The 21,625-nt window shown below is 68.5% G+C and carries 21 protein-coding genes, 1 tRNA gene and 2 pseudogenes; 16 read left to right on the top strand and 8 right to left on the bottom strand.

Annotated features, from left to right (window positions below; translation table 11 throughout):
- Positions 1 to 697 precede the first annotated feature (697 nt).
- Complete coding sequence (locus tag ACWD6R_RS33375) at positions 698 to 1,219, top strand: hypothetical protein (protein ID WP_451822132.1); 522 nt, start codon at positions 698 to 700, stop codon at positions 1,217 to 1,219.
- A gap of 565 nt (positions 1,220 to 1,784) precedes the next feature.
- Complete coding sequence (locus tag ACWD6R_RS33370; RefSeq protein ID WP_451822138.1) at positions 1,785 to 3,995, top strand: HelD family protein; 2,211 nt, start codon at positions 1,785 to 1,787, stop codon at positions 3,993 to 3,995.
- Positions 3,996 to 4,195: 200 nt separating this feature from the next.
- Here the strand turns inward: ACWD6R_RS33370 and ACWD6R_RS33365 are convergent.
- Positions 4,196 to 4,272, bottom strand: a tRNA-Gly gene (locus tag ACWD6R_RS33365).
- A gap of 124 nt (positions 4,273 to 4,396) precedes the next feature.
- Between ACWD6R_RS33365 and ACWD6R_RS33360 the strand changes: the two are divergent.
- A pseudogene (locus tag ACWD6R_RS33360) lies at positions 4,397 to 4,603 on the top strand (hypothetical protein); the annotation flags it as partial.
- Positions 4,604 to 4,800: 197 nt separating this feature from the next.
- Here ACWD6R_RS33360 and ACWD6R_RS33355 read toward each other — a convergent pair.
- Both ACWD6R_RS33355 and ACWD6R_RS33350 read right to left on the bottom strand, forming a co-directional pair.
- The gene (locus ACWD6R_RS33355; protein WP_451822131.1) at positions 4,801 to 7,455 is read right to left on the bottom strand and encodes a SpoIIE family protein phosphatase; all 2,655 of its coding nucleotides are present in this window, start codon (positions 7,453 to 7,455) and stop codon (positions 4,801 to 4,803) included.
- A gap of 106 nt (positions 7,456 to 7,561) precedes the next feature.
- The gene (locus tag ACWD6R_RS33350; protein WP_451822130.1) at positions 7,562 to 7,969 is read right to left on the bottom strand and encodes a Na+/H+ antiporter NhaA; all 408 of its coding nucleotides are present in this window, start codon (positions 7,967 to 7,969) and stop codon (positions 7,562 to 7,564) included.
- Between the two features lie 21 nt (positions 7,970 to 7,990).
- On the opposite strand from ACWD6R_RS33350, the pseudogene ACWD6R_RS33345 reads away from it, so the two are divergent.
- Positions 7,991 to 8,384 (top strand): annotated as a pseudogene (locus ACWD6R_RS33345) (IS5 family transposase); the annotation flags it as partial.
- 550 nt (positions 8,385 to 8,934) lie between these two features.
- On the opposite strand, the gene ACWD6R_RS33340 reads toward ACWD6R_RS33345, so the two are convergent.
- A complete protein-coding gene (locus ACWD6R_RS33340; protein ID WP_451822129.1) occupies positions 8,935 to 9,474 on the bottom strand; it encodes a hypothetical protein in 540 nt (179 codons plus the stop codon).
- Between the two features lie 566 nt (positions 9,475 to 10,040).
- On the opposite strand from ACWD6R_RS33340, the gene ACWD6R_RS33335 reads away from it, so the two are divergent.
- The 3 genes from ACWD6R_RS33335 to ACWD6R_RS33325 all read left to right on the top strand — a co-directional run bounded on the left by ACWD6R_RS33335 (position 10,041) and on the right by ACWD6R_RS33325 (position 12,346).
- Positions 10,041 to 10,670 (top strand): acyl-CoA-like ligand-binding transcription factor, encoded by a 630-nt coding sequence (locus tag ACWD6R_RS33335; RefSeq protein WP_451822128.1) that lies wholly within the window; start codon positions 10,041 to 10,043, stop codon positions 10,668 to 10,670.
- A 129-nt stretch (positions 10,671 to 10,799) separates the two neighbouring features.
- A complete protein-coding gene (locus tag ACWD6R_RS33330) occupies positions 10,800 to 10,976 on the top strand; it encodes a hypothetical protein (protein ID WP_451822137.1) in 177 nt (58 codons plus the stop codon).
- Positions 10,955 to 12,346, top strand: a complete 1,392-nt coding sequence (locus tag ACWD6R_RS33325) for an FAD-dependent monooxygenase (RefSeq protein ID WP_451822127.1) — start codon at positions 10,955 to 10,957, stop codon at positions 12,344 to 12,346. The genes ACWD6R_RS33330 and ACWD6R_RS33325 overlap by 22 nt, the downstream gene beginning before the upstream one ends.
- Before the next feature lie 313 nt (positions 12,347 to 12,659).
- Here the strand turns inward: ACWD6R_RS33325 and ACWD6R_RS33320 are convergent, their stop codons facing one another.
- The gene (locus ACWD6R_RS33320) at positions 12,660 to 13,391 is read right to left on the bottom strand and encodes an SDR family oxidoreductase (RefSeq protein WP_451822126.1); all 732 of its coding nucleotides are present in this window, start codon (positions 13,389 to 13,391) and stop codon (positions 12,660 to 12,662) included.
- On the opposite strand from ACWD6R_RS33320, the gene ACWD6R_RS33315 reads away from it, so the two are divergent.
- The 5 genes from ACWD6R_RS33315 (at position 13,302) to ACWD6R_RS33295 (ending at position 16,529) form a co-directional block, all read left to right on the top strand.
- On the top strand, positions 13,302 to 13,685 hold the full coding sequence (locus ACWD6R_RS33315) for an Rrf2 family transcriptional regulator (RefSeq protein WP_451822125.1): 384 nt from the start codon (positions 13,302 to 13,304) through the stop codon (positions 13,683 to 13,685). The two genes, ACWD6R_RS33320 and ACWD6R_RS33315, sit on opposite strands and share 90 nt — an antisense overlap.
- Before the next feature lie 237 nt (positions 13,686 to 13,922).
- Complete coding sequence (locus ACWD6R_RS33310; RefSeq protein ID WP_406416120.1) at positions 13,923 to 14,156, top strand: hypothetical protein; 234 nt, start codon at positions 13,923 to 13,925, stop codon at positions 14,154 to 14,156.
- 681 nt (positions 14,157 to 14,837) lie between these two features.
- Positions 14,838 to 15,281, top strand: a complete 444-nt coding sequence (locus ACWD6R_RS33305; RefSeq protein ID WP_451822124.1) for an SRPBCC domain-containing protein — start codon at positions 14,838 to 14,840, stop codon at positions 15,279 to 15,281.
- Positions 15,278 to 15,631: an ArsR/SmtB family transcription factor gene (locus tag ACWD6R_RS33300; protein WP_451822123.1), complete on the top strand. Its 354-nt coding sequence runs from the start codon at positions 15,278 to 15,280 to the stop codon at positions 15,629 to 15,631. The genes ACWD6R_RS33305 and ACWD6R_RS33300 overlap by 4 nt, the downstream gene beginning before the upstream one ends.
- A 136-nt stretch (positions 15,632 to 15,767) precedes the next feature.
- Positions 15,768 to 16,529: an SDR family NAD(P)-dependent oxidoreductase gene (locus ACWD6R_RS33295; RefSeq protein ID WP_451822122.1), complete on the top strand. Its 762-nt coding sequence runs from the start codon at positions 15,768 to 15,770 to the stop codon at positions 16,527 to 16,529.
- A gap of 249 nt (positions 16,530 to 16,778) precedes the next feature.
- On the opposite strand, the gene ACWD6R_RS33290 is transcribed toward ACWD6R_RS33295, so the two are convergent.
- Both ACWD6R_RS33290 and ACWD6R_RS33285 read right to left on the bottom strand, forming a co-directional pair.
- A complete protein-coding gene (locus ACWD6R_RS33290; RefSeq protein WP_451822121.1) occupies positions 16,779 to 17,606 on the bottom strand; it encodes a VOC family protein in 828 nt (275 codons plus the stop codon).
- Positions 17,607 to 17,641: 35 nt separating this feature from the next.
- Positions 17,642 to 17,968 (bottom strand): plasmid stabilization protein, encoded by a 327-nt coding sequence (locus tag ACWD6R_RS33285; RefSeq protein WP_451822120.1) that lies wholly within the window; start codon positions 17,966 to 17,968, stop codon positions 17,642 to 17,644.
- A gap of 200 nt (positions 17,969 to 18,168) precedes the next feature.
- Here ACWD6R_RS33285 and ACWD6R_RS33280 point away from each other — a divergent pair, with 200 nt between their 5' ends.
- Together ACWD6R_RS33280 and ACWD6R_RS33275 are read left to right on the top strand one after the other, a co-directional pair.
- The gene (locus tag ACWD6R_RS33280; protein ID WP_451822119.1) at positions 18,169 to 18,405 is read left to right on the top strand and encodes a hypothetical protein; all 237 of its coding nucleotides are present in this window, start codon (positions 18,169 to 18,171) and stop codon (positions 18,403 to 18,405) included.
- A gap of 312 nt (positions 18,406 to 18,717) precedes the next feature.
- The gene (locus ACWD6R_RS33275; RefSeq protein ID WP_451822118.1) at positions 18,718 to 19,200 is read left to right on the top strand and encodes a DUF6328 family protein; all 483 of its coding nucleotides are present in this window, start codon (positions 18,718 to 18,720) and stop codon (positions 19,198 to 19,200) included.
- A gap of 173 nt (positions 19,201 to 19,373) precedes the next feature.
- On the opposite strand, the gene ACWD6R_RS33270 is transcribed toward ACWD6R_RS33275, so the two are convergent.
- Positions 19,374 to 19,760: a hypothetical protein gene (locus ACWD6R_RS33270; protein WP_451822117.1), complete on the bottom strand. Its 387-nt coding sequence runs from the start codon at positions 19,758 to 19,760 to the stop codon at positions 19,374 to 19,376.
- Between the two features lie 279 nt (positions 19,761 to 20,039).
- On the opposite strand from ACWD6R_RS33270, the gene ACWD6R_RS33265 reads away from it, so the two are divergent.
- Together ACWD6R_RS33265 and ACWD6R_RS33260 are read left to right on the top strand one after the other, a co-directional pair.
- Positions 20,040 to 20,378, top strand: a complete 339-nt coding sequence (locus ACWD6R_RS33265; protein WP_451822116.1) for a thioredoxin family protein — start codon at positions 20,040 to 20,042, stop codon at positions 20,376 to 20,378.
- Positions 20,379 to 20,722: 344 nt separating this feature from the next.
- Positions 20,723 to 21,409, top strand: a complete 687-nt coding sequence (locus tag ACWD6R_RS33260) for an alpha/beta hydrolase (protein ID WP_451822115.1) — start codon at positions 20,723 to 20,725, stop codon at positions 21,407 to 21,409.
- Positions 21,410 to 21,625 lie beyond the last annotated feature (216 nt).

Here is a 21,625-nt window from a genome sequence, read left to right as displayed (position 1 = left end):
GACATCATCCAGCGCGACGGCCGGCAAGCTGACCGACGCGGCACCGTGATGCCGAAGGCACCCTCCGCGCCTTGGAAGCGCTGCAGCAGGTCCGCACTGACGCCGGCGACGGCAGGGCGCTCACGTTCTCCCTCATGGCTGACTGGCAGCGCACCGTCCTGGGCATGCACACCGCCAGCTTCCGCACCCTGCCGGCCTTCGCGATAGGAGGCTGGGAGCGATACGGCGTCACGGCCGATGCCCAGTTGGTGTTCGAGCGGTGCCTGGCTGAGAGCTGTCAGGCGGACCCACCTCTGCAGCCCGGGCCGCCAGGGCCGTCCTTGACGTCCTGTTCTTTCATCCCTTCGAGGACGGCAATGCCCGTGCGGCCATGCTGACGCTGGCCTTCCTCCTGGCCTGTGAAGGCACCTTCCTCGACGAGGTACGTCCGCTGCAGACGACGCGGTGGGCCGTCCCGCGTCGTCGGCACGGGGCCGAAAACCACTCAGTCGAAGCTTGACTTCGCTATGGGGAAGCGAGTCGAGGCGGCTGGTCACCCAACCTTCGGAATCACCTCACGAAGCGCTGACCGGCACCTCTCTCTTGTGGACGCATTGCCCCAGCGGTTTCGCGGAGGGGCGCGATCATGTCCGAGAGGGTTCTCAGTCGATCTCCGAACCGCTGGTCACCAGGGTCGACCGGCGTCGAGAATGTCGCCATGACCGACAGTCGCGACGACGCAGACCGCATATTCATCCGCAGCAAATGGGGCACCAACCGATACGTCTACAACCCGCACAACCCCGTCGGCCGCGCCCTCATCATCGGCTCGCTGCTTTTCGCCGTCGGCGGGATGTACCTGCTCTATCATCCGGGGCTCCTCAGCGGCTCCAACAACTGGGACGGGGACGAACTGCGGTCCGCCGTGACAGCGGCGACCGCCGAGCTGTCGAGCGAGGCGCAGTTCGGGCCCGGGACCATCAACTACGAGGAGATCCTGCAGGCCGGTACCGCGGAGAAGGGCCACAGTTCCCAGGACGCGGTGACTGTCACGCTCACCTCGGAGCCGCCGGATTCCGTCGTGTTCAACGGGGGCGCGGAACAGGCCGACTACACCGTCACCGCCGACGGCACGGACACTGCCTTCTGCCTCAAGGTCTACGCCATGAAACGCAAGCAGGCGATGGGCTACGACTTCGTCACCACCTCCATCGGCGATGGTGCGTGCCCTGCTTCCTGATACCTGTTTGTCTGCTCGGCCGCGGGCCGCGCTCTGGTGCCCGTCCCGCCCCTCTTCCGAGCCGCTACCGAGGCGGGCGGCGGAGTGAGTGACCCCGGCGGCGTCCTCGTCCAGCAGGGGCCGAACGGCTTCGAGGCAGAAGCGGCGGGACAGCTCCAGTCCGGGGATGAAGGACGGTGTAGTCATGTCGGGGAGAGTGCCGGACTGGCGTGTGGTTGGGCGAGGGCTCTTCCCCGTTCACGCTTTGCCTGGTGAGCGGGACGGCGATCGCTGATCGCTCGGCCGCCTGCTCCCGGGAGGAGCCCCGCGGCACAGGCGGCGCCGCGGGCAGGGATTCGGGCACGGTGCGGACGTGCTCCCGATTCGCGCGCGGCCGCGTCTGTCGTGACCTCAGATCCAAGTGGTCCCCGAGCACAGGAAATCCCCGTTCCGCAATTGCGGAACGGGGATTTCCTCACGTATATTGAGTGGTTCTGTGTACTCACAGAAAAGACCCCTCACCCGGGGCCACTAGAAACACCATATCCGGCAGGGAGCGACTTTGTCAACTCGCGAAAACGTCGAATTGCAGAAGGAGCAGGAATTCATCGACCGGCTCTACGACCGAGTCGACACGCTGCGCGGGGTCACCGCGCAGCGTGTCGAGGACGCGTTGACCCCGGTAGGGAACGGCCTGCAGGCCCGTCTCGAACGCGATGTGCTCGTCGCCGAGCGTTCCGGTCTGCTGGCAGCCCTGAATGCGGTGGACGGCTCGCTGTGCTTCGGCCGCATTGATCTCCGCGACGGTGCCGCGCACCATATCGGCCGTATCGGAATTCGTGAGGACGACACCGAACACACGCCTTTGCTGATCGACTGGCGGGCACCGGTCGCCCGGCCCTTCTATCTCGCCACCGGGCATACGCCCATGGGTCTGCGCCGGCGCCGGCACATCACCACCGAGGGCCGCACGGTGACCGAGCTGCACGACGAGATCCTCGATCTCGGGGACCGCGAACGCAGCGGTTTCGAGGACCCGAGCGGTGACACCGTGCTGCTCGCCGCGCTCAGCTCCGCCCGCACCGGCCGCATGGGCGACATCGTGCGGACCATCCAGGCGGAACAGGACCGCATCATCCGCGCCCCGCACCGTGGTGTCCTCGTCGTCGAGGGCGGCCCCGGCACGGGCAAAACGGCGGTCGCGCTGCACCGTGCGGCCTTCCTGCTGTACGAGCACCGGGAGCTTCTGGCCAAGCGCGCGGTCCTGGTTGTGGGCCCCAATTCGGCTTTCCTGCGCTACATCGGCGAGGTGCTGCCCGCCCTCGGCGAGACCGGGGTCATGCTCGCCACGCAGGCCGAGCTCTTCCCCGGTGTCCACGCCCGCGGCACCGATACCCCCCGCGCGGCAGCCGTCAAGGGGGGCGCGGGGATGGCCGAGGCGCTCGCCCTCGCCGTTCGCGACCGGCAGGGGCTACCCGAGCCCGGTGCGCCGGTGGTCATCCCGCACGACGACGGGGACCTCGTCCTGGACTGGGAGATCGCCTACCAGGCCCGGCAGGCGGCCCGCGAGACCCGTCTGCCGCACAACCTCGCCCGTCCGTACTTCATGTTCCACGTCATCGACGCCCTCACCACACAGCTCACCGAACGCATCGGGGCAGACCCGTACGGCGGGCCGAACTTTCTCGGTGCGGACGACATCGCCCAGCTCGGCAAGAGCGTCGCCGCGAGCGAGGAGGTGCACGCCGCCGTCGGAGAGCTGTGGCCGGTGCTCACCCCCGAGGAGTTCCTCGTCGGCTATCTGGCCGAGCCGGTGTATGTACCGGGCGAGGATGCCGAGGCCATCCGGCGCGTTCCCGGTGACGGGGAGTGGACCCCGGCCGATGTGCCGCTCCTCGACGAGGCGGCCGAGCTGCTCGGGGCCGACGACAGTGCCGAGCGGGCCGCCGCCGAGGCCGAGCGCCAGGAGCGGGTCGCTTATGCGCAGGGCGTCCTGGAGCTGTCCCGGGGGTCGGAGACGTACGAGTTCGAGGACGAGGAGTCCGAGCGCCTGGCCGCGCACGACATCATCGACGCCGAGCGGATGGCCGAGCGGCAGGAGGAGGCCGATCACCGGAGCGCGGCCGAGCGGGCCGCCGCCGACCGGACCTGGGCGTTCGGGCACATCATCGTCGACGAGGCGCAGGAATTGTCGCCGATGGCGTGGCGGCTGCTGATGCGCCGGTCACCGACCCGCTCGCTGACCCTGGTCGGTGATCCGGCGCAGACCTCCGAGGAGGCGGGCGTCGGCTCGTGGGAGAGGATCCTGGAGCCGTACGTCGGCGACCGTTTCGAGCATGTGAGGCTGGGGGTCAACTACCGTACGCCTGCGGAGATCATGGAGCTGGCCGCCAGGGTCGTACGGGCCCAGGACCCCTCGTTCGAGCCGCCCGGGTCGGTGCGGTCCACCGGCGAGACGCCGTGGACGCGGGATGCCGGTGCGGATCTGGCGGGCGCGGTGGCACGGGCCGTCGTGGAGCTGACGCCGAAGGAGGGACGCCTCGCGGTGATCGCACCGCGTGCGCTGCACGAGGAGATCGCGGCCCCGCTCGACGGAGTCACGGCCGGCGCCGAACCCGACCTCACCCGTCCCGTGGTGCTGCTCGGCCCGCGTGAGGCCAAGGGGCTCGAATTCGACCATGTCCTGGTCGTGGAGCCGGGGCGGTTCGGGACCAGTGACCTGTACGTGGCGCTGACCCGTGCGACGCAGCGCCTGGGCATCGTCCACCGGGAGGAACTGCCCGAGTCGCTGCGCTGACCGCCGCGGCGGTGGGGGTATGAGGGACAAGGCTCAACGACTCCCGCTGAACGCGTCCGGGACTCCTGTCGGCCGTGCTTCCCGCGTCGGTTTGCCCAAGGATTGCTGTTCGGCGCGGGTGAGGGTGGTGGCGATCGACCTTGGATTGCGGCAGCACCCATGCCCCCACGTATGCAGAGCACAACCATGGTCCCGAAGCAAGCACCCAGGCGCTCTCAAACCCCAGCGACATCACTCTCCCGTGGAAGGGGCGCTCTCGCCGCTGAGCGACAGGCGCTCTCGTGACTCACCAACAAAGCCGACCCGTGATGGAGGCGTACCTGACTGATGGATCGATGGGTCCCGATGTGGTCGGCGTTGCAGCGCCGGTCGGGAAGGTGCACCCGTGGTGACGGCAGTGGCTGAGACGGTTCGTACGAGACGGGGTCTCGCTGTTGGACGAGATCGTGCAGGAGGGCGCGAGGCGGATGCTGGCCGCCGCGCTGGAGGCGGAGGTCGACGCCTGCCTGGCCGAGCCGGCCGACGCCCGCGATGGGTCCGGGAAGCGGCTGGTGGTGCGCAACGGCCGTGCGAGGCCGCGGACGGTGATGACCAGCGCCGGCGCGGTCGAGGCTGTCAGCGAGTATCCGGTGCCCTGGGGACGTTCGCGCAGCTTGCCGATGCCGCCCTTGACCGTCGACGGACTCGCGCCGCATGCCATCACCGGACCCACCGGGCCACGACAGATGTCCAGAGTCTCGCGGGCCTCTGGCCGTCTCACCGCTTGGAATGCAGCCGAACATCACTCCCAGGCCGAACCGCACTGTCAGAGCGCTTCATCGACGGCAGGGGATTCCGGCATGGCCTGCTCCACCCAAATGGTCTTGCCGGTGGGCGTGTAGCGAGTGCCCCACTGCTGCGCGATCTGGGCGACGATGAACAGGCCGCGGCCGCTCTCGTCGTCAGCGGCGGCGTGGCGCAGATGAGGTGAGGTGTGCCCGGTGTCGGCGACCTCGCAGATGAGGGATTGGTCGCGGATGAGCCGGACGTGGATCGGCCCGGCGGCGTAGCGGATGGCATTGGTGACCAGCTCACTGACGATGAGTTCGGTGGTGAACGACAGCTCGTCCAGTCCCCACGATCCGAGTTGCGCCGTGGCCATGGCGCGGGCGTTGCCGACCATCGCCGGCTCCGCGGTCAGTTCCCACTCGGCCACCTGGTGATCGCCGAGCATCCTTGTGCGTACGAGGAGCAGGACCGCGTCGTCGTTCGCCGGGCCCGGCACCAGAGTCGCGACCGCGCGGTCACAGAGTTCTTCCAAGGGACGCCGGGACTGGGCGAGGATTTCGGCGAGCAGGCCGAGTCCGACGTCGAGGTCGTCGGCGGCCGTCTGGACGAGGCCGTCGGTGAAGAGGGCGACGAGGCTGCCCTGCGGCAGCTGGAATTCCGTGGTCTCGTAGGGCAGACCACCCAGTCCCAGCGGAGGGCCCGGCGGAAGCTCCGGGTAGGTGGCGACGCCGCTGCCCGGCAGGACGACCGCAGCCATCGAATGGCCGGCACGCGCCATGCTGCACTGTCCCGACACCGGGTCGTACACCACGTACAGGCACGCCAGCCCCAGGGCTTCGTCCTCCCTGGGCCGCGCGCCGTCTGCGCCATGAGCGGCCGCCTGCTCCTTGGCGGTCTGGCCGACCAGGTCGTCCAGGCGCGAGAGGAGCTCGTCCGGGGCGAGGTCCAGACGGGCGAGGACGTGTACGCCGGTGCGCAGGCGCCCCATGGTGGCGGCGGCGAGCAGTCCGTGGCCGATCACCTCCCCGACGACCAGGCCGACACGTGTGCCCGACAGTGGGATGGCGTCGAACCAGTCACCGCCCACTCCGGACCGGCTGTCGGCGGGCACATAGCGGCTCGCCATCTCGACAGCGGTCCGCTGCGGCAGCCGGTGGGGCAGCAGGCTGCGTTGAAGCCTGAGGGCCGCGGTGTGCTCGCGCGTGACGACCAGCATCAGCACGACGCCGAGCAGCAGGGCTCCGAGGCCCAGGACGGTCACCCCGCCCGTCCGTCCGATGAACGGCAGGTCGATGGAGGTCTCACCGTAGTCGGGGTCGGCGTAGACCCCGAAGGCGGCGTAGCAGAAGAGGAAGAGCATCGTCAGCCCGCCCAGACCCGGCAGCAAACCCTTGAACAGGAAGTCCCTGCGGCTGCGGGTGAGCACCCTGCGGAAGTACCAGACACAGGCGAAGCCGGTGAGGCCGTAGTAGAACGCGATCGCGAGGCCGACCGACTCGATGGAGTCGGCCAGGATGTTGCGGCTGATCGCCGTCAGGAGGACGAGGAAGCCGATGGAGGCCAGGCCCAAGCAGATGGTCGACCAGGTCGGGGTGAGGAATCTGCGGTGCACGCGGGCGAATCGGGAGGGGACGGCCTTGTGCGCCGCCATGGAGAAGACGGTCCGGGCCATCGGGAGGATGGTGGTCTGGGTGGAGGCCACCGCGGAGGTCAGCACCATGAGGATCAGCAGCTTGGAGAAGAAGGGCCCCGGGCCGTGGCTGCCCATGACTGCGTTGCCCAGGCCCGACAGCACGTCTCCCACGTTTTCCTTGTTGCCCAGCCCGATTCCGGCGGAGCCGACTCCGGCGAAGGCTTGCGCCGAGGTCGCGACAAGGGCGTAGATGACCAGCAGCAGCACAACGGAGATGACGGCGGCGCGCCCGGGGATGCGCGTGCTGTCCGCGGTCTCCTCGTTGACCGTGACGGCGGTGTCCCAGCCCCAGTAGATGAAGACGGCGGCGAGGATGCCCGTGGTCAGCGCTTCGGTCGATGGCACGTGGAGGGGGTTGAACCAGGACGCGGAGACATGGATCGCCATCTCCGGATTACCGGTGTAGACCTTGACCAGGGCGGTGACGGCGAACAGCATCAGTACGGCCACCTCGAAGAACAGGAGCCAGCGCTGAACGGCAGCCGAGATCTCGATGCCGATGTAGCAGATCGCGGTCATCACGATGATCCAGACGACGCCCGCGATGGTGGTCCACACCCTGTTTTCCGTGAGTGAGTCGTAGCCCAGGAGCCGGAAGCCGTAGATGCCGGCGATCTCGGCGAGGTTCGCCATGACGATGATGTCGGCGACGATGATGCCCCAGCCGCCCATCCAGCCGGTGCGGGGGCCGAAGGCACGGGTCGCCCAGGTGAAGGTGGTCCCGCAGTCGGCGTTGCTCGCATTGAGTTCCTTGTAGGCGTACGCGATCAGCAGCATCGGGATGAAGGCCAGCATCGTGATGATCGGGGCCTGCAGGCCGACCCCTGCCACGATGAGGCCGAGCGTGGCCGCGATGCTGTACGCCGGGGCGGTGGACGCCAGGCCGATGGCTACGGAGGAGAACAGTCCCAGGGCACCGGATTTGAGCCCTTTCCTACCCGCGCCTGGGTCGAGCGCGCGAGGCGCGTCGGACGCAGCAGGCCTACGGGAGAGCTTCACACCGGATGCCAACCTCCTCATTTGCCTTCCGCTCACCATTTTCGCCGCAGGTGATGAGGCCTGCCATGGGAAACCGGCTGGATGATCTACGCGGCTGTCAGCAGGATCAGTGGGAGCGGACTGCCGAGCGCCCAGTCCGGCGGGACGGCGGCGATGCCGTCGGTGAGCGCGCCGGACCCCGGTCGTCGACGACCGCAAGGGTCGGCGGGAAGGCCCGCAGTGCAGAGGGCCGGTGGGTGCTCAGGACGGCCAGGACCGCGAGCGCGAAGGGGATGTCGGTGGCCATCGGCACTTCCGAGCCGTCCAGGCTTCCTCCGCCGACCGTGGCGGTGGCTGCGCAGACGGCTGCCGGACCGCCAGGCCGGACACACGGCCGCGATGACCGGCAGGGCTGCGGTGGCCGGGTACGGAGCTCGCCGACGACGAGTTCCCGATTCAGCTCGATCCGCGCGACCAGGAAGAGCCCCGTCACGGGCAGCCGCAGGCCGTGTACCGCCCGCTGTCCGTCAGGCAAGTCCTCTCCGGTCTGCCAACCGTCGTCGATCGGCACGGCACCCCGCTCGCTGTCTCCCTGACCAGCGGAAACCGCCACGACGTCACCCAGCTCATGCCGCTGCTGGACGCCATTCCCCGCATTCGCGTCCTGCGAGGCCGACCGCGCCACCGGCCCCGGCGGCTATTCGCCGATCGCGGCTACGACTTCGACACGTACCGCCGCCTCATCCGCGCTCGCGGGATCCCACCCAAGATCGCCCGCCGCGGCACCCCGCACGGCTCCGGCCTGGGCAAGACCCGCTGGGTCGTCGAGCGCACCATCCGCCTGGCTCCACCAATTCAAACGACTCCGGACCCGCTACGAGATACGCGCCGATCTCCACCTCGGCCTGCTCCAACTCGCCTGCAGCATCATCTGCTTGAGACGACTCCGTGGACAAACGTTGCTGCTGGACGTGAACGAAGCCAGGACCTGGTTCATCCTCGCCGCCTACACCCAGCTCCGTCTCGCCCGACCAGCTGGCAGCCGATCTTTGACGGCCGTGGGAGAAGCCGAGCCCGCCGGACAGGCCCACTCCTGCCCGAGTTCGCCGCGGCTTTCGGTACATCCGCCCGAAAACCGCCTGCCCGCATTCGGTGACGACGCCGTACCCGACGAGTCGTCCACCGCCTGGTGGCCGCGCTGCGCGCCCGCACCAGTGTCGAAGACCCCGAACCGCTAGCCGCCGCCCTACCGGAAAGCCCATGTGGCCCCGCGCACCGGACCTCAATCGACGGTGGTGTCTGGGTCAACGACGGCGGTTACTCTTTCCGCAACCTCGCCAACCACTTCGCCCTGGCGGACGACCGCCTGACCCGGCTGGCAAACGGGTGGTCCCATGATCTGCTCGCGGAAGCGCCAACGATTTACCTGGCCGGACCCCATATCGCTGGCCATCCTCCTCTGGTCCGCACGTTGATCCCAGCAAACACCCCCTTTCTCGTTCAAGGCCTCCAGCGGGGGGCCTGGTCGTCCGGGACGTCCGGACTCGCGAAGTGGAAGGGGACCGAAAGACGGGCAGCCAGGGCGCTACCGGCCCTGTCGGCGGCTGCCGCTGACGGGTGACGCGGGCCGAGATTCTTCTCTTCTCCAAGGTGCCGCACGGCCGTGAGCCAGTAGATGGTGGCCAGCGGATGCTCGCTCGTGGGGTCAGCGGTGATAGCCAGTAGGTTCACGAACCAGTCGTGAACAGTGTCACCGTCCCAAACCGCCTCGATCGCCACGATGCGGCCGGGGCAGTTGGCAGCACTGGCGGCCAGGGACTCCAGGTCGAGGGGGCTGTCGGGGGTGTGGGCGATTCTGTCGCCCTGGTGGAGGCAACGGTCGTGGACAACAAGCTGAGCGTCATTGAGCCCCAGGCCGTGGGCACGGCCGGCTTCGAAGACGATGCGGACCGCCTGAAAGCGGGCGTCCTGAAGGACGTACCCGTCGACCCGTTCGCGGATACCAGCCGGCAACAGCTCCCACCACTCGGCCGTGGCCATGTCAGTCATCCAGTTGTCCGCCCGTCTCCCATGCGGCCCTCACGACAGGGCCCGCCGAACGCCACTGTATGCACGGCATCGCAGCTCTCCGCATGGTCGTGCCGAATGTGCATCCATCCGGAATGCAGGGCAGCCGCACCTACCTCGTGCCGTGACCTCATAGCTTGCCGGCTCGGCAATGCGCCTTGTGGTGGCTTGGGGAACCACCAGCTTCGAGGCTTCGACCTGCCGCCATCCGAAGGGAACATTCTGCGCGGTAGCGTCCTGGTCATGCATGCTGCAAAGGTGCTGGTCGCGGTCCGCTGCACACCGCGCTGAGCCAAGGCAAAGAACCACTCCACAGCAACTACCGTTCCCGCGCGGCCGGTGACCGTGCCGACGCTCTTTGAATTTTCCCACCGGGTGCTCAGCGGTGGCCCAAACCTGCTCAGTTGATCTCCCCACCCACCTCTGTGTGATCTTGCCTGGCGCGCCGGGACGAGCCTGTCTCGTCCGCCAACAGCAGTGGAAAATCTTGCCGTGAAGGAAACATTGCCATTTCAGTAAGATTTGCTACGGTGGCTGACATGACACAGGGAGACGACGCTCGCATCGGGCTGCGGGAGCGCAAGAAGCGGGAGACCCGCGTCGCGCTGAGCCAGGCAACGATCCGTCTGTGTGTGCAGCGCGGGTGGGACAACGTGACGGTCGAGGACATCGCCGCCGCAGCGAATGTGTCTGTGCGCACCTTCCGCAACTACTTCTCCGGCAAGGCCGAGGCGATCGCAGCCAGCCATCTGGAGCGCATGCTGCGGATCGCCGACGAGCTACGCACACGGCCAGTCACCGAGCCCTTGTGGGACTCGATCGTTCACGTCGTACAGGCCCAGTTCGCACAGGGAGACGAATCAGGCGCAAGGTCGTCCCACGACCAGCGCTGGAGGGACGGGCTCCGGCTCATGTTGGCCGAACCGGCGCTGCAGGGGGAGGTCGTCAAGGCGAATGCGGCCGCAGAAGAGGAACTGGCCAAGGCGATCGCCGAGCGCACCGGTACCGACGTGGCCCGTGATGTGTACCCGAAACTGGTTGCCGCGGTGGTCGGCGCGGGGAGTGCTGTGGCCGTGGAGCACTGCCTGCGTACGGATCCGCCCGCCCCGCTCGTCCCGGTGTTGCGCGAGGTCTTCGACCGGATCGCCGCAGGCCTTCATATTCCCTAGCAAAACCGTGTAACCGATCCTGCCGGGCTGCTGCCGGGCCGATCCGTCCTGCTCTTCTCCGTCCACGCAAAGGGGAACACGTTCGTGATCACGGATGTCGTCATCGTCGGAGGCGGCCCGAACGGGCTGATGCTTGCTTGCGAACTGGCCTTGGCCGGGGCCCGGCCAGTCATTTTGGACAGTCTGCCCGCGCCGAGCACGGAGCCGAAAGCGAACGGGCTGCTCGGCCAGGTCGTGAGAATGATCGACCGTCGGGGCCGCCGCAGCCGAACTCCGCGTACTTCATGTTCGCCGCGCTGGGCCTGAACCTGAGCCTGCTGGAGGACAGCCCGGTCTACGGCCTGCCGGCGCCGCAGCACCGCATCGTGCAGGTCCTGGAGGAGCGAGCCACTGAACTGGGCGTCGAAATCCGGCGGGGACATGAGCTTGTCGGCCTCTCACAGGACGACGACGAGGTCGCCGTGGACGTCGCAGACAAGGACCGGGCCTACCGGCTGCGGGCCCGTTACGTCGTCGGCGCGGACGGGGCACACAGCATCACGCGCAAGCTGTCCGGCATAGGTTTTCCCGGCGTCACCTACGACCGGCGGACCAACCGGACAGCACACGCCACGGTCCCCGCGGAGTGGGTGGATCCCGAGACAGGCGCGTTGAACGTACCCGGCTACGGAACCATCCTGCCGTTTCTGCCCCACCGTACCGAGCACGGAGGGTTCTCGTACGCGCCGTTCCCCGGCCACCCGCCGCTGGTCAGCACCACAGAGTGGGACCAGCCCCAAACCGAGGCTCGCATGAGCCTTGAGGAGTTGCGGGCGAGCATCCGCCGCGTGCTCGGCGCCGACCTGCCGCTCGGCCCGCCCACCGGCGAGGGACCACACGTGCTGCGCCGGCTGAGCGGCGGGAATACCCGAGTGGCCGAACGATTCCGGGACCACCGGGTGTTCCTCGTCGGGGATGCCGCCCATGTGTATACCTCAGGGGGCGGACCCGGGCTCAACCTCGGCCTGCAGGACGCGATCAACCTCGGCTGGAAACTCGCCGCCGAGATCCACGGCAGCGCCCCACCCGGACTGCTCGACAGCTACGAGACCGAACGCCGGCAAGCCGCTCACCGGATGGTCATGTACGCCCAGGCACAGGCCGCGCTGACCGCGCCGGGCAGTGACGTCACCGCGCTGCGCGAGCTGTTCAACGAACTGCTCGGCCACCGGCACACCGTCCAGCACCTCGCCGACCTCACCGCCGGCACCGACATCCGCTACGACATGGGCTGCCACCACACGCACCCCCTGGTCGGCCGGTTCGCACCGGACATGGAACTGCACACCCCAACCGGGGCGGTCCGGTTGACGGAACTGACCAGAACCGCGCGGCCATTGCTGCTCGACCTGACCGAAGACGCATCGGTTGCCGGGGCGCTGGCCGGGTGGCACGACCAGGTGGACATCGTCACCGCACAGCCCCAGCCGACCGCGCCTGCAGCCACCGCCCTGCTGCTTCGTCCCGACTGCTACGTGGCATGGGCATCGGCGTCACCTCGCCCGGACTCGGCGGACCTGGACGCGCTCCGGGCAGCCATGCAGCGGTGGTTCCGGCCTGCGAAAACTGCCCCAACGGGCGGGAAGACTCAGAGCGACATCAACCTCGTTGAGCCGTCAATCGCATGGGGAATCTGAGCACCCCTGGGAAAAGCACAGATCAACCGACCTACGGCAGGTCCTGAAGGCTTGATGTGTGCCGTGGCCACGCGAACTGACTCGGCAGGTGCGCACCTTGTGCGAGCAGCGATCGGACGGTGGCGAGTCCGTTCCCGGGGGAGCCTTCGGGTGACGACAACCACGGAGCACTTGAGCGAAGGTCCATCGGATTCCGTTCGCGGCGCACAGTGGGCGGCCGCGGTGTCGAATGTTCGGCGTGGGACCGGGCCGGAGGTGGTGGAGTCGTCGGAGCGGAGGTCAACACGGCCGAGCGCTGGAGGTCGCGACTGGCTCAGGAGAGCCAGTCGGTGTAGTGGGTGGGGGCGATGCGGGCGTCGTTGCGGGCGGTGAGGACATCACCGTGGACGGCGGCGAACATGCCGGCGGTGTCATCGGTGACGACGGAGCGCCCGTCGCCCTTGGCGGTGAGGGTGAGCCGGCCGAGTTCGTCGAGGGGATAGACGTCGGGGCCTGCGATGTGGAGGGCGTCGTTGAGCGGGGTGCCGGCGGCGACGTCGGCGACGATGCGGGAGACATCCGCGGCGGCGATCGGCTGGAGTGGCGTACGCGGCAGGCGTACGGTCCCGCCATCGGTGGTCCCGGACATCACTGCGTCGATGAACTCCATGAATTGCGTGGCGCGGATGATGGAGTACGGGATTGGGCCGGCCTTGAGGATGTCTTCCTGGAGCACCTTCGCCCGGTAGTAGTCCAGGTCGGGCACCTGGTCCGCGCCGACGATGGAGAGGATGACGAAGTGCCCGACGCGGCCCTTCTCACTCGCGGCGAGGAGGTTGTCCATCGACGTCCGGAAGAAGGCAGGCGAGGCGTCGTCGAAGGTCGGGGAATTCGTCAGGTTGATGACGGTGTCGGCGCCCGCCACGGCATCATCCAGGCCCTGGCCGGTGATGACGTCCACGCCGGTGGACAGGGAATGCGGGACGGCCTGGTGGCCGGCCGCGTTCAGGTTCTTCACGACCAGCGACCCGATCAGCCCGGTTCCGCCGATGACCGCGAACTTCATTGCATGGTCCTTTCGTCGACGACAATGTCCGATATATGCCTTGGTGGTGCTAACTTCACCCAGGCCGCGCGGCTGGCGCAACCGCACGGCGTCTCGCCCACCTATCTCGCCAAGCAGCCCCCAGCCGTCTCGCGCGCCGGGCTCGTGCATTCATTGCAGGGAAAGGTGGGCCGCTGCGTCCTGACTCGGTCACCCGTGTTGATCACGGTGCTCCACGTCGTCGAAGCAGTCGACGGGCCTGGCCCCCGTGGCTTGGCCGGAGCGACGGATGCCTGGCCGCCCGAAGCCAGGTGATACCAGCTCGGACAATCACGATGTGCGTTCGGGTCACTACCGCCACTGCGCTCCTCCGCGAGCGCAGGCCCTTCCCGAGGTGGCGCGAGACGGTGCTGCGCCATCGTGACGTGAACCGCGTCCACGCGGGTGATCACGCAGGCCCGTGCCGCTGGTCGCCTTGCGTTGGGGTGAGGCCGAGCACAGCCTCGTAACGTCCAGGAGAGACGCCCAACACAGCGCGAGGAGTAATCGACCATGGCGGTATGTGAAGTCTGTAGCAATGACTACGAGAAGGCATTCGAGGTGCGTGCGGCAGGGGTTCTTCACATCTTCGACAGCCTTGAGTGCGCAGCCCAACGGATCGCTCCGTCCTGCGAAAACTGTCAATGTCGGATCTTGGGGCATGGCCTCCAGGCGAACGGCCAGTTCTTCTGCTGCGCCCACTGCGCACGCCAGAAAGGCCACGCACAACTGGTTGACCACGCTTGAGCGAACGCCAGATTCCTGCCTGCAGCAGGTCGCCTCGGTGTTCGGTTACGGACAGCCGCGCCACGAATCGTCATGGGCGGCCGAAGCATCCGTGACTTTGTCGAGTTGCAGCGGCAGGGAATGGTGGTCTTTCGTCCGTCGGATGGTTTCGACGGCGCGGGCTGAACAGTGGCCCATCGTGCCGGCGCACCGATCCGCCGGCACGACCGGACGGCGCCGCCCTGGCCCGACACCATCCCACGCTGCGAGCGATGCCGCGGGCCACGGATTCTTCGGCCGCAGGGTCAGCAAAGGGGTACGCCTCCGTGAGTGGCCGGCCCAGTACGCTTTCGGCCGTTAGACCGACCGGCAATTTGGGGGCGGCGTCACGGGGCTGGGGCACGCACCTCGCGGCGTTGTCGCCAATCACCATGGCTCCGCCATGGCTCAATCCTCCGCCTTGCGAGGCACGCACCCCAGCCCCGCTCCTTCACCCACCCCCCAATTGCCGGTCGGTCCTACTCCGTGTATGGCCAGTGCGGCTGTATTGACGCGCACGACCCGGAGCGCGGGGTCGAGGATGTGAAGACGTGCGGCCGGGTGAAGCGGCGCGCGATCGGGATGCAACTCTCGGGTTGCGCGTGGGGGCTCGACATGCAACCCTGGAGTTGCATCCAGTGGCGACAGTGAAGGAGTCCCCTCATGAGCGAGGATCGGATCGAACGCGAAACCCTGATCGAGGCACCCATGGAGCGGGTCTGGTCGCTGGTGGCCGACCCCGGGTTCTGGGTGGTCGACAAGGCGAGCCTGCCCGGCATCGCGGCCAAAGAAGGCGAGTCGGTGGTGGCGAAGAATGCCGAGTACGGCGACTTCCCGGTGCGCGTGGAGAAGGTCGAGCCGCCGACGTACGTGGCGTACCGCTGGGCCAGCGCGTTCCCCGGCGAAGAGCTGCGCGAGGACAACAGCACCCTCGTGGAGTTCACGTTGACCCCGGAAGGCGACAAGACGCGGCTCCGCGTCATCGAGAGCGGGTTCGCGGTGCTGGCCGGATCCGAGGAACTGCGCAGCAAGGCGGTGAAGGACAACACCGGCGGCTGGCCCCAGGTGTTCGATGCGCTCAAGACGCGTGCCGAACAGTCCGCGTGACAGACGAACGTCGCGGCGGCGTCGAGGCGGTCGACAGCGTTCTCGTCGCGCTGGCCGACCCGACGCGACGTCAGCTGCTTGATCTGCTTGCCGCACAGGGCGAGATCACCGCTACGAAGCTCGCCGAACGAGTGCCCGTCTCGCGGCAGGCGGTGGTCAAGCACCTCGCCGTCCTGGACGCCGCCGGGCTGGTTTCCGGCCGCCGGGTCGGACGCGAGGTGCGGTACGCGGTGCAGCCCGCGGCGCTGGACGCGACGGCGCGGTGGATGGCCGCGCTCGCGGCCGACTGGGATCGGCGGCTGGCGCACATCAAGCGCATCGCTGAGGCAGCGGAGCGGGATTCGCGCTAGTTGCGCTGATCACGGACGTTCGCGGTGTGGGACGACACGCCGCCCGGCCCGCCGGCCGGGTGGCGGGCCGTCCATGTGGCAGTGGGCCGGCGTCCGCTGACGTCCGGGCTTTGACGATCTACGGAAGGAACGTGTGATGCTCCTCAACGGCAAGGTTGCTGTGGTCTTCGGCGCTGGTGGCGCGGTGGGTGCTGCCGTCGCGCGTCAGTTCGCCGAGGAAGGCGCGACAGTCTTCCTCAGCGGTCGTACGTCGACGTCCGTGGAGGACGTCCAGCGCGAGATTGTTGCCAAGGGGGGCGCTGCTCACGTCGCGCAGGTCGACGCCACCCATGAGTCCGACGTCGAGGGCTACCTCGCCGAGGTTGCCGGTCGGGCCGGGGCGCCGGACGTGGTGCTGAACGCGATCGGTATCCAGGCGGTACAGGGCGTTCCGCTGCTCGAACTTTCCCTTGCCGACTTCGTGTCCCCGATCACGACCTGGGCGTCGTCGCAATTCCTCACCTCGCGCATCGCCGGACGACACATGGTCCAGCGGGGTTCGGGCGCCATTCTCACGCTCTCCGCGTCGCCGGCCACGCTGGCCATCGCGGGGACCGGTGGATTCGCGGTCGCCTGCGCGAGCGTCGAGGCGCTCAGCCGGACGCTCGCGGCCGAACTCGGACCGGCCGGCGTGCGGGTCGTCTGTGTGCGGCCCCACCGCATCGCCGAGACGTTCGACGCGCCGGACCTGCCCATGCCGGATGCCGAATTCCGTGCCTTCCTTGAAGGCATGACACTGCTCAAGCGCTTGCCCAGCCTGAGCGACGTGGCTCGCACCGCGGCATTCCTCGCCTCGGACGGCGCCGCCGCCATGTCGGGATCAGTGGTGAACCTGACCTGTGGCATGAGCGTGGGCTGAGTCGTCGTTTCCGGCCGGCGGCGTGATCAAGGAGCTGTGGTCTCCCATCCTGCTGCCTCCAACGGGCCGGGTCCGGGTGCCGACCGCCCGTCGGTGTCCACCTACCGCTGTGTCACGGCGCCTCGGTGGCCCCGGACACCGGGACCGCCGATCCTGTGATGACGGCGGCCGCGGGACCTCATCACCGGCCGCGGCGAGCTTCTCCATCCCCGCTGTGCGGCGGCGCCTTCGCCGGTCTCCCGGTATCGATCACACCGGTTCCTGGTCGGCTGTGGTCACCGGCCCGGCGAGTACCGATCCGGTCCACACGGTGAAGTGGCCGCCGCCGGGGTCGCTGATGACGGATTCCGTGCCGCCGCCGGGCGAGGGGGCCACAGGGGTTGCGGTTCCTCCTGCCGCGCGTGCGGCGGCGATGACCGATTCCACGTCGTCGACCTGGAAGTGCACGTGCCAGCGTGGTCGCACGCGGGGGTCGGGAGATTCCCCGACGCCGCCTCCGCGCAGGGTGGCCACAGTGTTTTTGCCCTGGCGGACGGTGACGGTGTCGTGCTCGTAGGCGTAGGTGACCTCGCAGCCGCCGGGTTCGCCGGAGGCCCAGTCGAAGATCTCGGCGTAGAAGATGGCGGCGTCGAACGCGTCGCGGGTGCGCAGCTCGAGAAAGGCCGGTGCGTTGCCGCGGCCGGCCTGCCAGGGAAGGGTGCGGCCTTCCCAGAAGCCGAACACGGCCCCGTCGCGGTCGGCTGCCATCACGCCCCGGCCCAGGCCGAAGCGCACCGGGCCGACGGCGATAGTGCCGCCGCGCTCACGGACCCGGGCTGCGGTGACGTCCGCGTCCGCCACAGCGAAGTACGGGGACCACGCCCCGGCCATCGGCAGACCAGGCGCCACCTCGGCCAGCCCGGCCACCGATTGCCCCTGAACGGAGGCGACCGAGAAACCCGTTCCCAGGCTGCCCGGGCGGAACTCCCATCCCAGAACGGTCGAGTAGAAGTCCTGCGTGGCGCGCAGGTCGCGGGTCATGCGGTTGACCCAGCACGGTGTTCCGCACACCGGAGTGACGTGGCGTGTAGGCGTCATCAGGATTCGTCTCCTCGCCCCCGCACGAGGGGCTGTCAGCGGCCGAGTGCCTCGCGCAGCTCCTGTTTGTTCATCGTCGAGCGGCCCTCGACGTGCTTCTTCTTCGCCTCTTCGTAGAGCTGGTCCTTGGTGGGCCCCTGCGGTCCGCGATGGGATCGTTCACCGCCACGCTGTGAGGCGGATTTCGGATCGCGCAGGGATGTCCTGCTCGCCGTTTTCGCCTCTCCCGAGCGGGCCCGCTCCTTGTTGACAGTGCGCGCGGCGATTTCCTTCGCACGCTCCTCGGAGACACCGCGCTTCTCGGCACTCTCCGTGATGTGCTCGTACTGCCGCTCCCGCTTACGACTGGATCCTGCCGGCATCACACCGCACCTTTCCTCCTGTCCGACCCTGTGCGCGGCAGCTCGGGTGGCGTTTCGCGCGCCCCGCGCCATCCCGTACCGGGCCACCGCATGCACTCCACGCATACGCCCACAACGCCTCGTACGCCACCCGGGGCAGCGCCGGGTTTCCCCGGCTTGGCCCCGAGGGAAAGGCGCCCTGCGAGCGGCATGGACGGTGGGTGCTGCCGGCGGGGTCCCCCGCCGAGGTCACCTGCACCCAGCTGTCGTCCGGGCTGCACTCCCCGAGCTGGACCGAGACCCAGGGCACCGGGCCCGCCCCGACCCGGCCAGGCGATTTCTCCGGCGGCCACGCCGTGCGGGAGGACGCGCCGGAGCCCGGCGTCACGGGTCCCGCCGAGCGGCGAGAAACGGTTCTCCGGCCCGAACCGGACCCCGACCACGAGGGAACCCCATGAAGACCTGGGCTCATGCCGCACAGGGTGGATAGGGCGACCGTGTGTGAGGGGTGAGTTCATGGGGTCCTCGATGCTGTGCAGGGCGAGGCGTGCGGTTTGCGGTCGTCCGAGGTGGGCGGACACTGAGTTCCGAGTCGGTCCGCTACGGGATCAGGCCTCGATGCCGGGCGAGCTCAGCCCGTTCATTCCCTGGGCACGTTCCGCCGTTGTGGGCCGTGACGTACTCCAACGGCCTCGTCCACGTGCCGTGCGCCGATTCCGTCCGGTGCGTTGCGCACCTGGACCTCGGAGGTGGGAGGGAGGATGTCGTGCGTGGACGCAGAGCGGGACGACAGCCGGCAGCCGGGCCGTCAGGAGACCTCCGAAGAACGGGCCGACCGCAATCTGATCGAACTCCTGCAGGAACTGCGGGTCCTCCAGACCGGTGTGCAGATCGTCTTCGCGTTTCTCCTCGGCCTGGCCTTCACCAGCAGGTTTCCCACGCTCGACGCCATGGAGCGCTACACCTACGTGGTAACGCTGCTGCTCGCCGTGGTGTCGTCCGCGATTCTCGCGACCCCGGTCGCGCTGCATCGGGCGCTGTTCCACCGAGGCGAGAAGGCGCGCATCGTGGCACTGTCGGCCCGGCTCACCGAAGTCGGCCTCGTCTTTCTCGCACTCGCGCTCAGCGGCGCCACCCTGCTTCTCATGAACGTCGTGCTCGGACTCAGGGCGGCTGTAGTGATCACTGCGGCTACGGTCGCCATGTTTGCGGGCCTGTGGTTCGTCCTGCCTCGGGCGCTGCGCCGTCCCTGAGGGGCTCGGGTTCTCTCTCCCGACATGAGAAGAGACGGCCAGGAGAGGAGCACGGCAACAGACGCCCGTGCTCCGGCAACGCGTGCTGGATACAGCATCGCGCGTGAAGGAGACAGCTCAGCCATATGCCCCCGAGGGGCAGCCCGGGCACCGTTTGCTGAGCATCCAACCGCTCAGACTCTCGTCGAGGCGACCCTCGACCACTGGTCGAGCGGTACACGGCCCGGGCGCCGCGACGCCGGGAACTCGTGGTGAACGGGCCCCCGCAAGGACGCGTCGTCCGTGCGCTGGACCTGCTGTGGAGTCTCAGGCGCAGCCCGGAACATCAGGCGTGCCTGGAACTCATGGCAGGCGCGCGCGGGGGCGAGGAACTGCGCAGCGCTCTGGAGCGCTTCGAGCGTCGGCTCAATGAAGCGCTGTCGACCGCGGTGCGCGGGCTCGTCGGTGACGTGGCCGACCGTCCAGGCTTCGACGCTCGACTGCCCGCCCTTCGTCGGCTCCGCAGCCGCCGTACCGGCGACCGCCCGGGCCCGCGCCGGCCTCCGCGTACCGCCGGGCACCGACGCCCAACGGCCTCCCCCGACGCGATGGGGAGTGGATCAGCGAGCGGCGTCATGCGGCTTCGATGGCAAGGCGGAGGACGGAGTCGACGCGGAGCGTCGGTGACCGACGACAACGCCGCAAGCAAAGTCGCAGGGCGCCGGGAGCTCACTCCCTGTCGCGGGGGAGGCCGTAAGCGTGAAGGCGCCCGGTGGTGACCGCCCGGCGCGCGCACGCTGCGGCGGCAGGGGCAGGTCATGATGGGTACTGCCGTGTTGATCACCACCTCAGGAGCGCCGATGGCGAGTCGGGTCCACCAGCCGCTGGAGAACGCGGAGTTCGATTTCGTTCTGGCAAAGGCCGACGCACCGGTGCTTGCGTACTTCTGCGGGACCTGGGCGAAGGTGGCGGAGGTGTGCAGGGAGATGGACTCCCTCGTGCGCGAGATGGCCGACACGTACGGGGAGCGACTGACCGTCGTCAGGGCCGACATGGTCCGGTGTCCGGAACCGACCCGACGCTACGGTGTCACCGGCGCGCCCTCGTTTCTCCTGATCAAGCAGGGGGAAGTGACAGCGACCCGGATTGGCCCCATGAACCGGGCGCAGTTCAGGGAATTCCTGGACGCCAACCTCTGAATACTCCGTAACTCCTGACACGGAGTTGCGCCGCGGACGCCGACGCGCGGGGGTGCGGTCGCTTCAGGGCGTCCGAACGTGGAGGCTGTAGGGGGTGAATACCTCTGCTGACGACGGCTTACCGGAACGCACAGGCTACCGGCGATCGGCGGGGTCGCCGCGCGGCGAGGCACGGCGCCGCGACCTGCTCGACCAGCTCATCGGTCTGGCCCTCGCAGGCCTCTGCCCGCCGTGTGATGGTTGAAGGATTGAGTGACTCTGTGTGCGGTGGCGGCCCTGGAACGGTCCGCTTAGCGTTGCCGATGCAAGCAGACCCCCTGGCGAGAGGGAATGGTGCACATGCCATGGCTGACAAACCCGCCGTAGTTCTGGTCCACGGCTTCTGGGGAGGCGCCGCCCACTGGGGCAAGGTCATCACCGAGCTGCACAGACGTGGCTTCGACTCCCTGCACGCCGTGGAGAATCCGCTGACCTCGCTGGCCGACGACGCCGCGCGCACGCGCAAGATGGTCCAGCAGATCGACGGGCCTGTGCTCCTGGTCGGGCACTCCTATGGAGGCGCGGTCATCACCGAGGCCGGAGACCTGCCCAACGTGAAGGGGCTCGTCTACATCGCCGCGTTCGCCCCGGACGCCGGGGAGAGCCCCGGTGCGATCAGCCAGGAGATGCCGCCGGCCGCTGTGGAGAATCTCGCGCCGGACTCCGACGGTTACCTGTGGATCAAGCAGGACAAGTTCCACGAGAGTTTTGCGCAGGACCTGCCGGTTGACGAGGCGCTGGTCATGGCCGTGACGCAGAAGGCTCCGCTGGCATCGACGTTCGGCGACAAGGTCACCTCGGCGGCCTGGCGTGCGAAGCCGAGCTGGTACCAGGTCTCCACCGTGGACCGCATGATCCACCCCGACAACGAACGCCGCATGGCCCAGCGCATGAATCCGCGCAAGACCATTGAACTGGTATCCAGCCACGCCTCGTTGGCCTCCCAGCCCGGTCCGGTCACGGACTTCATCGAAGAGGCCGCCGCAGGCTGATCACGGATACCGAAGGCGGGGGAGACGGGCAGAGCCTGCCTCCCCCGCCTTCCCGCGTGGTTGTGTCGCTGCACGACCAGCGACAGGCGGCGGCTCCGAGAGCCTGTCGGGTGACCTCTGGTCGGGCGGCCACGCCCTGGCACGCACGCTTCCCGCGTTGCCGAAATGCCCTGGTAGCTCCTTCCCCAAGCTCTCAGCTTCGTTCGAGCAGGGGAG

The sequence above is a fragment of the Streptomyces sp. NPDC005151 genome (assembly GCF_053599875.1).
Note: the sequence above shows the minus strand (reverse complement) of the source record. Positions and strands in the feature narration are given on the sequence as shown.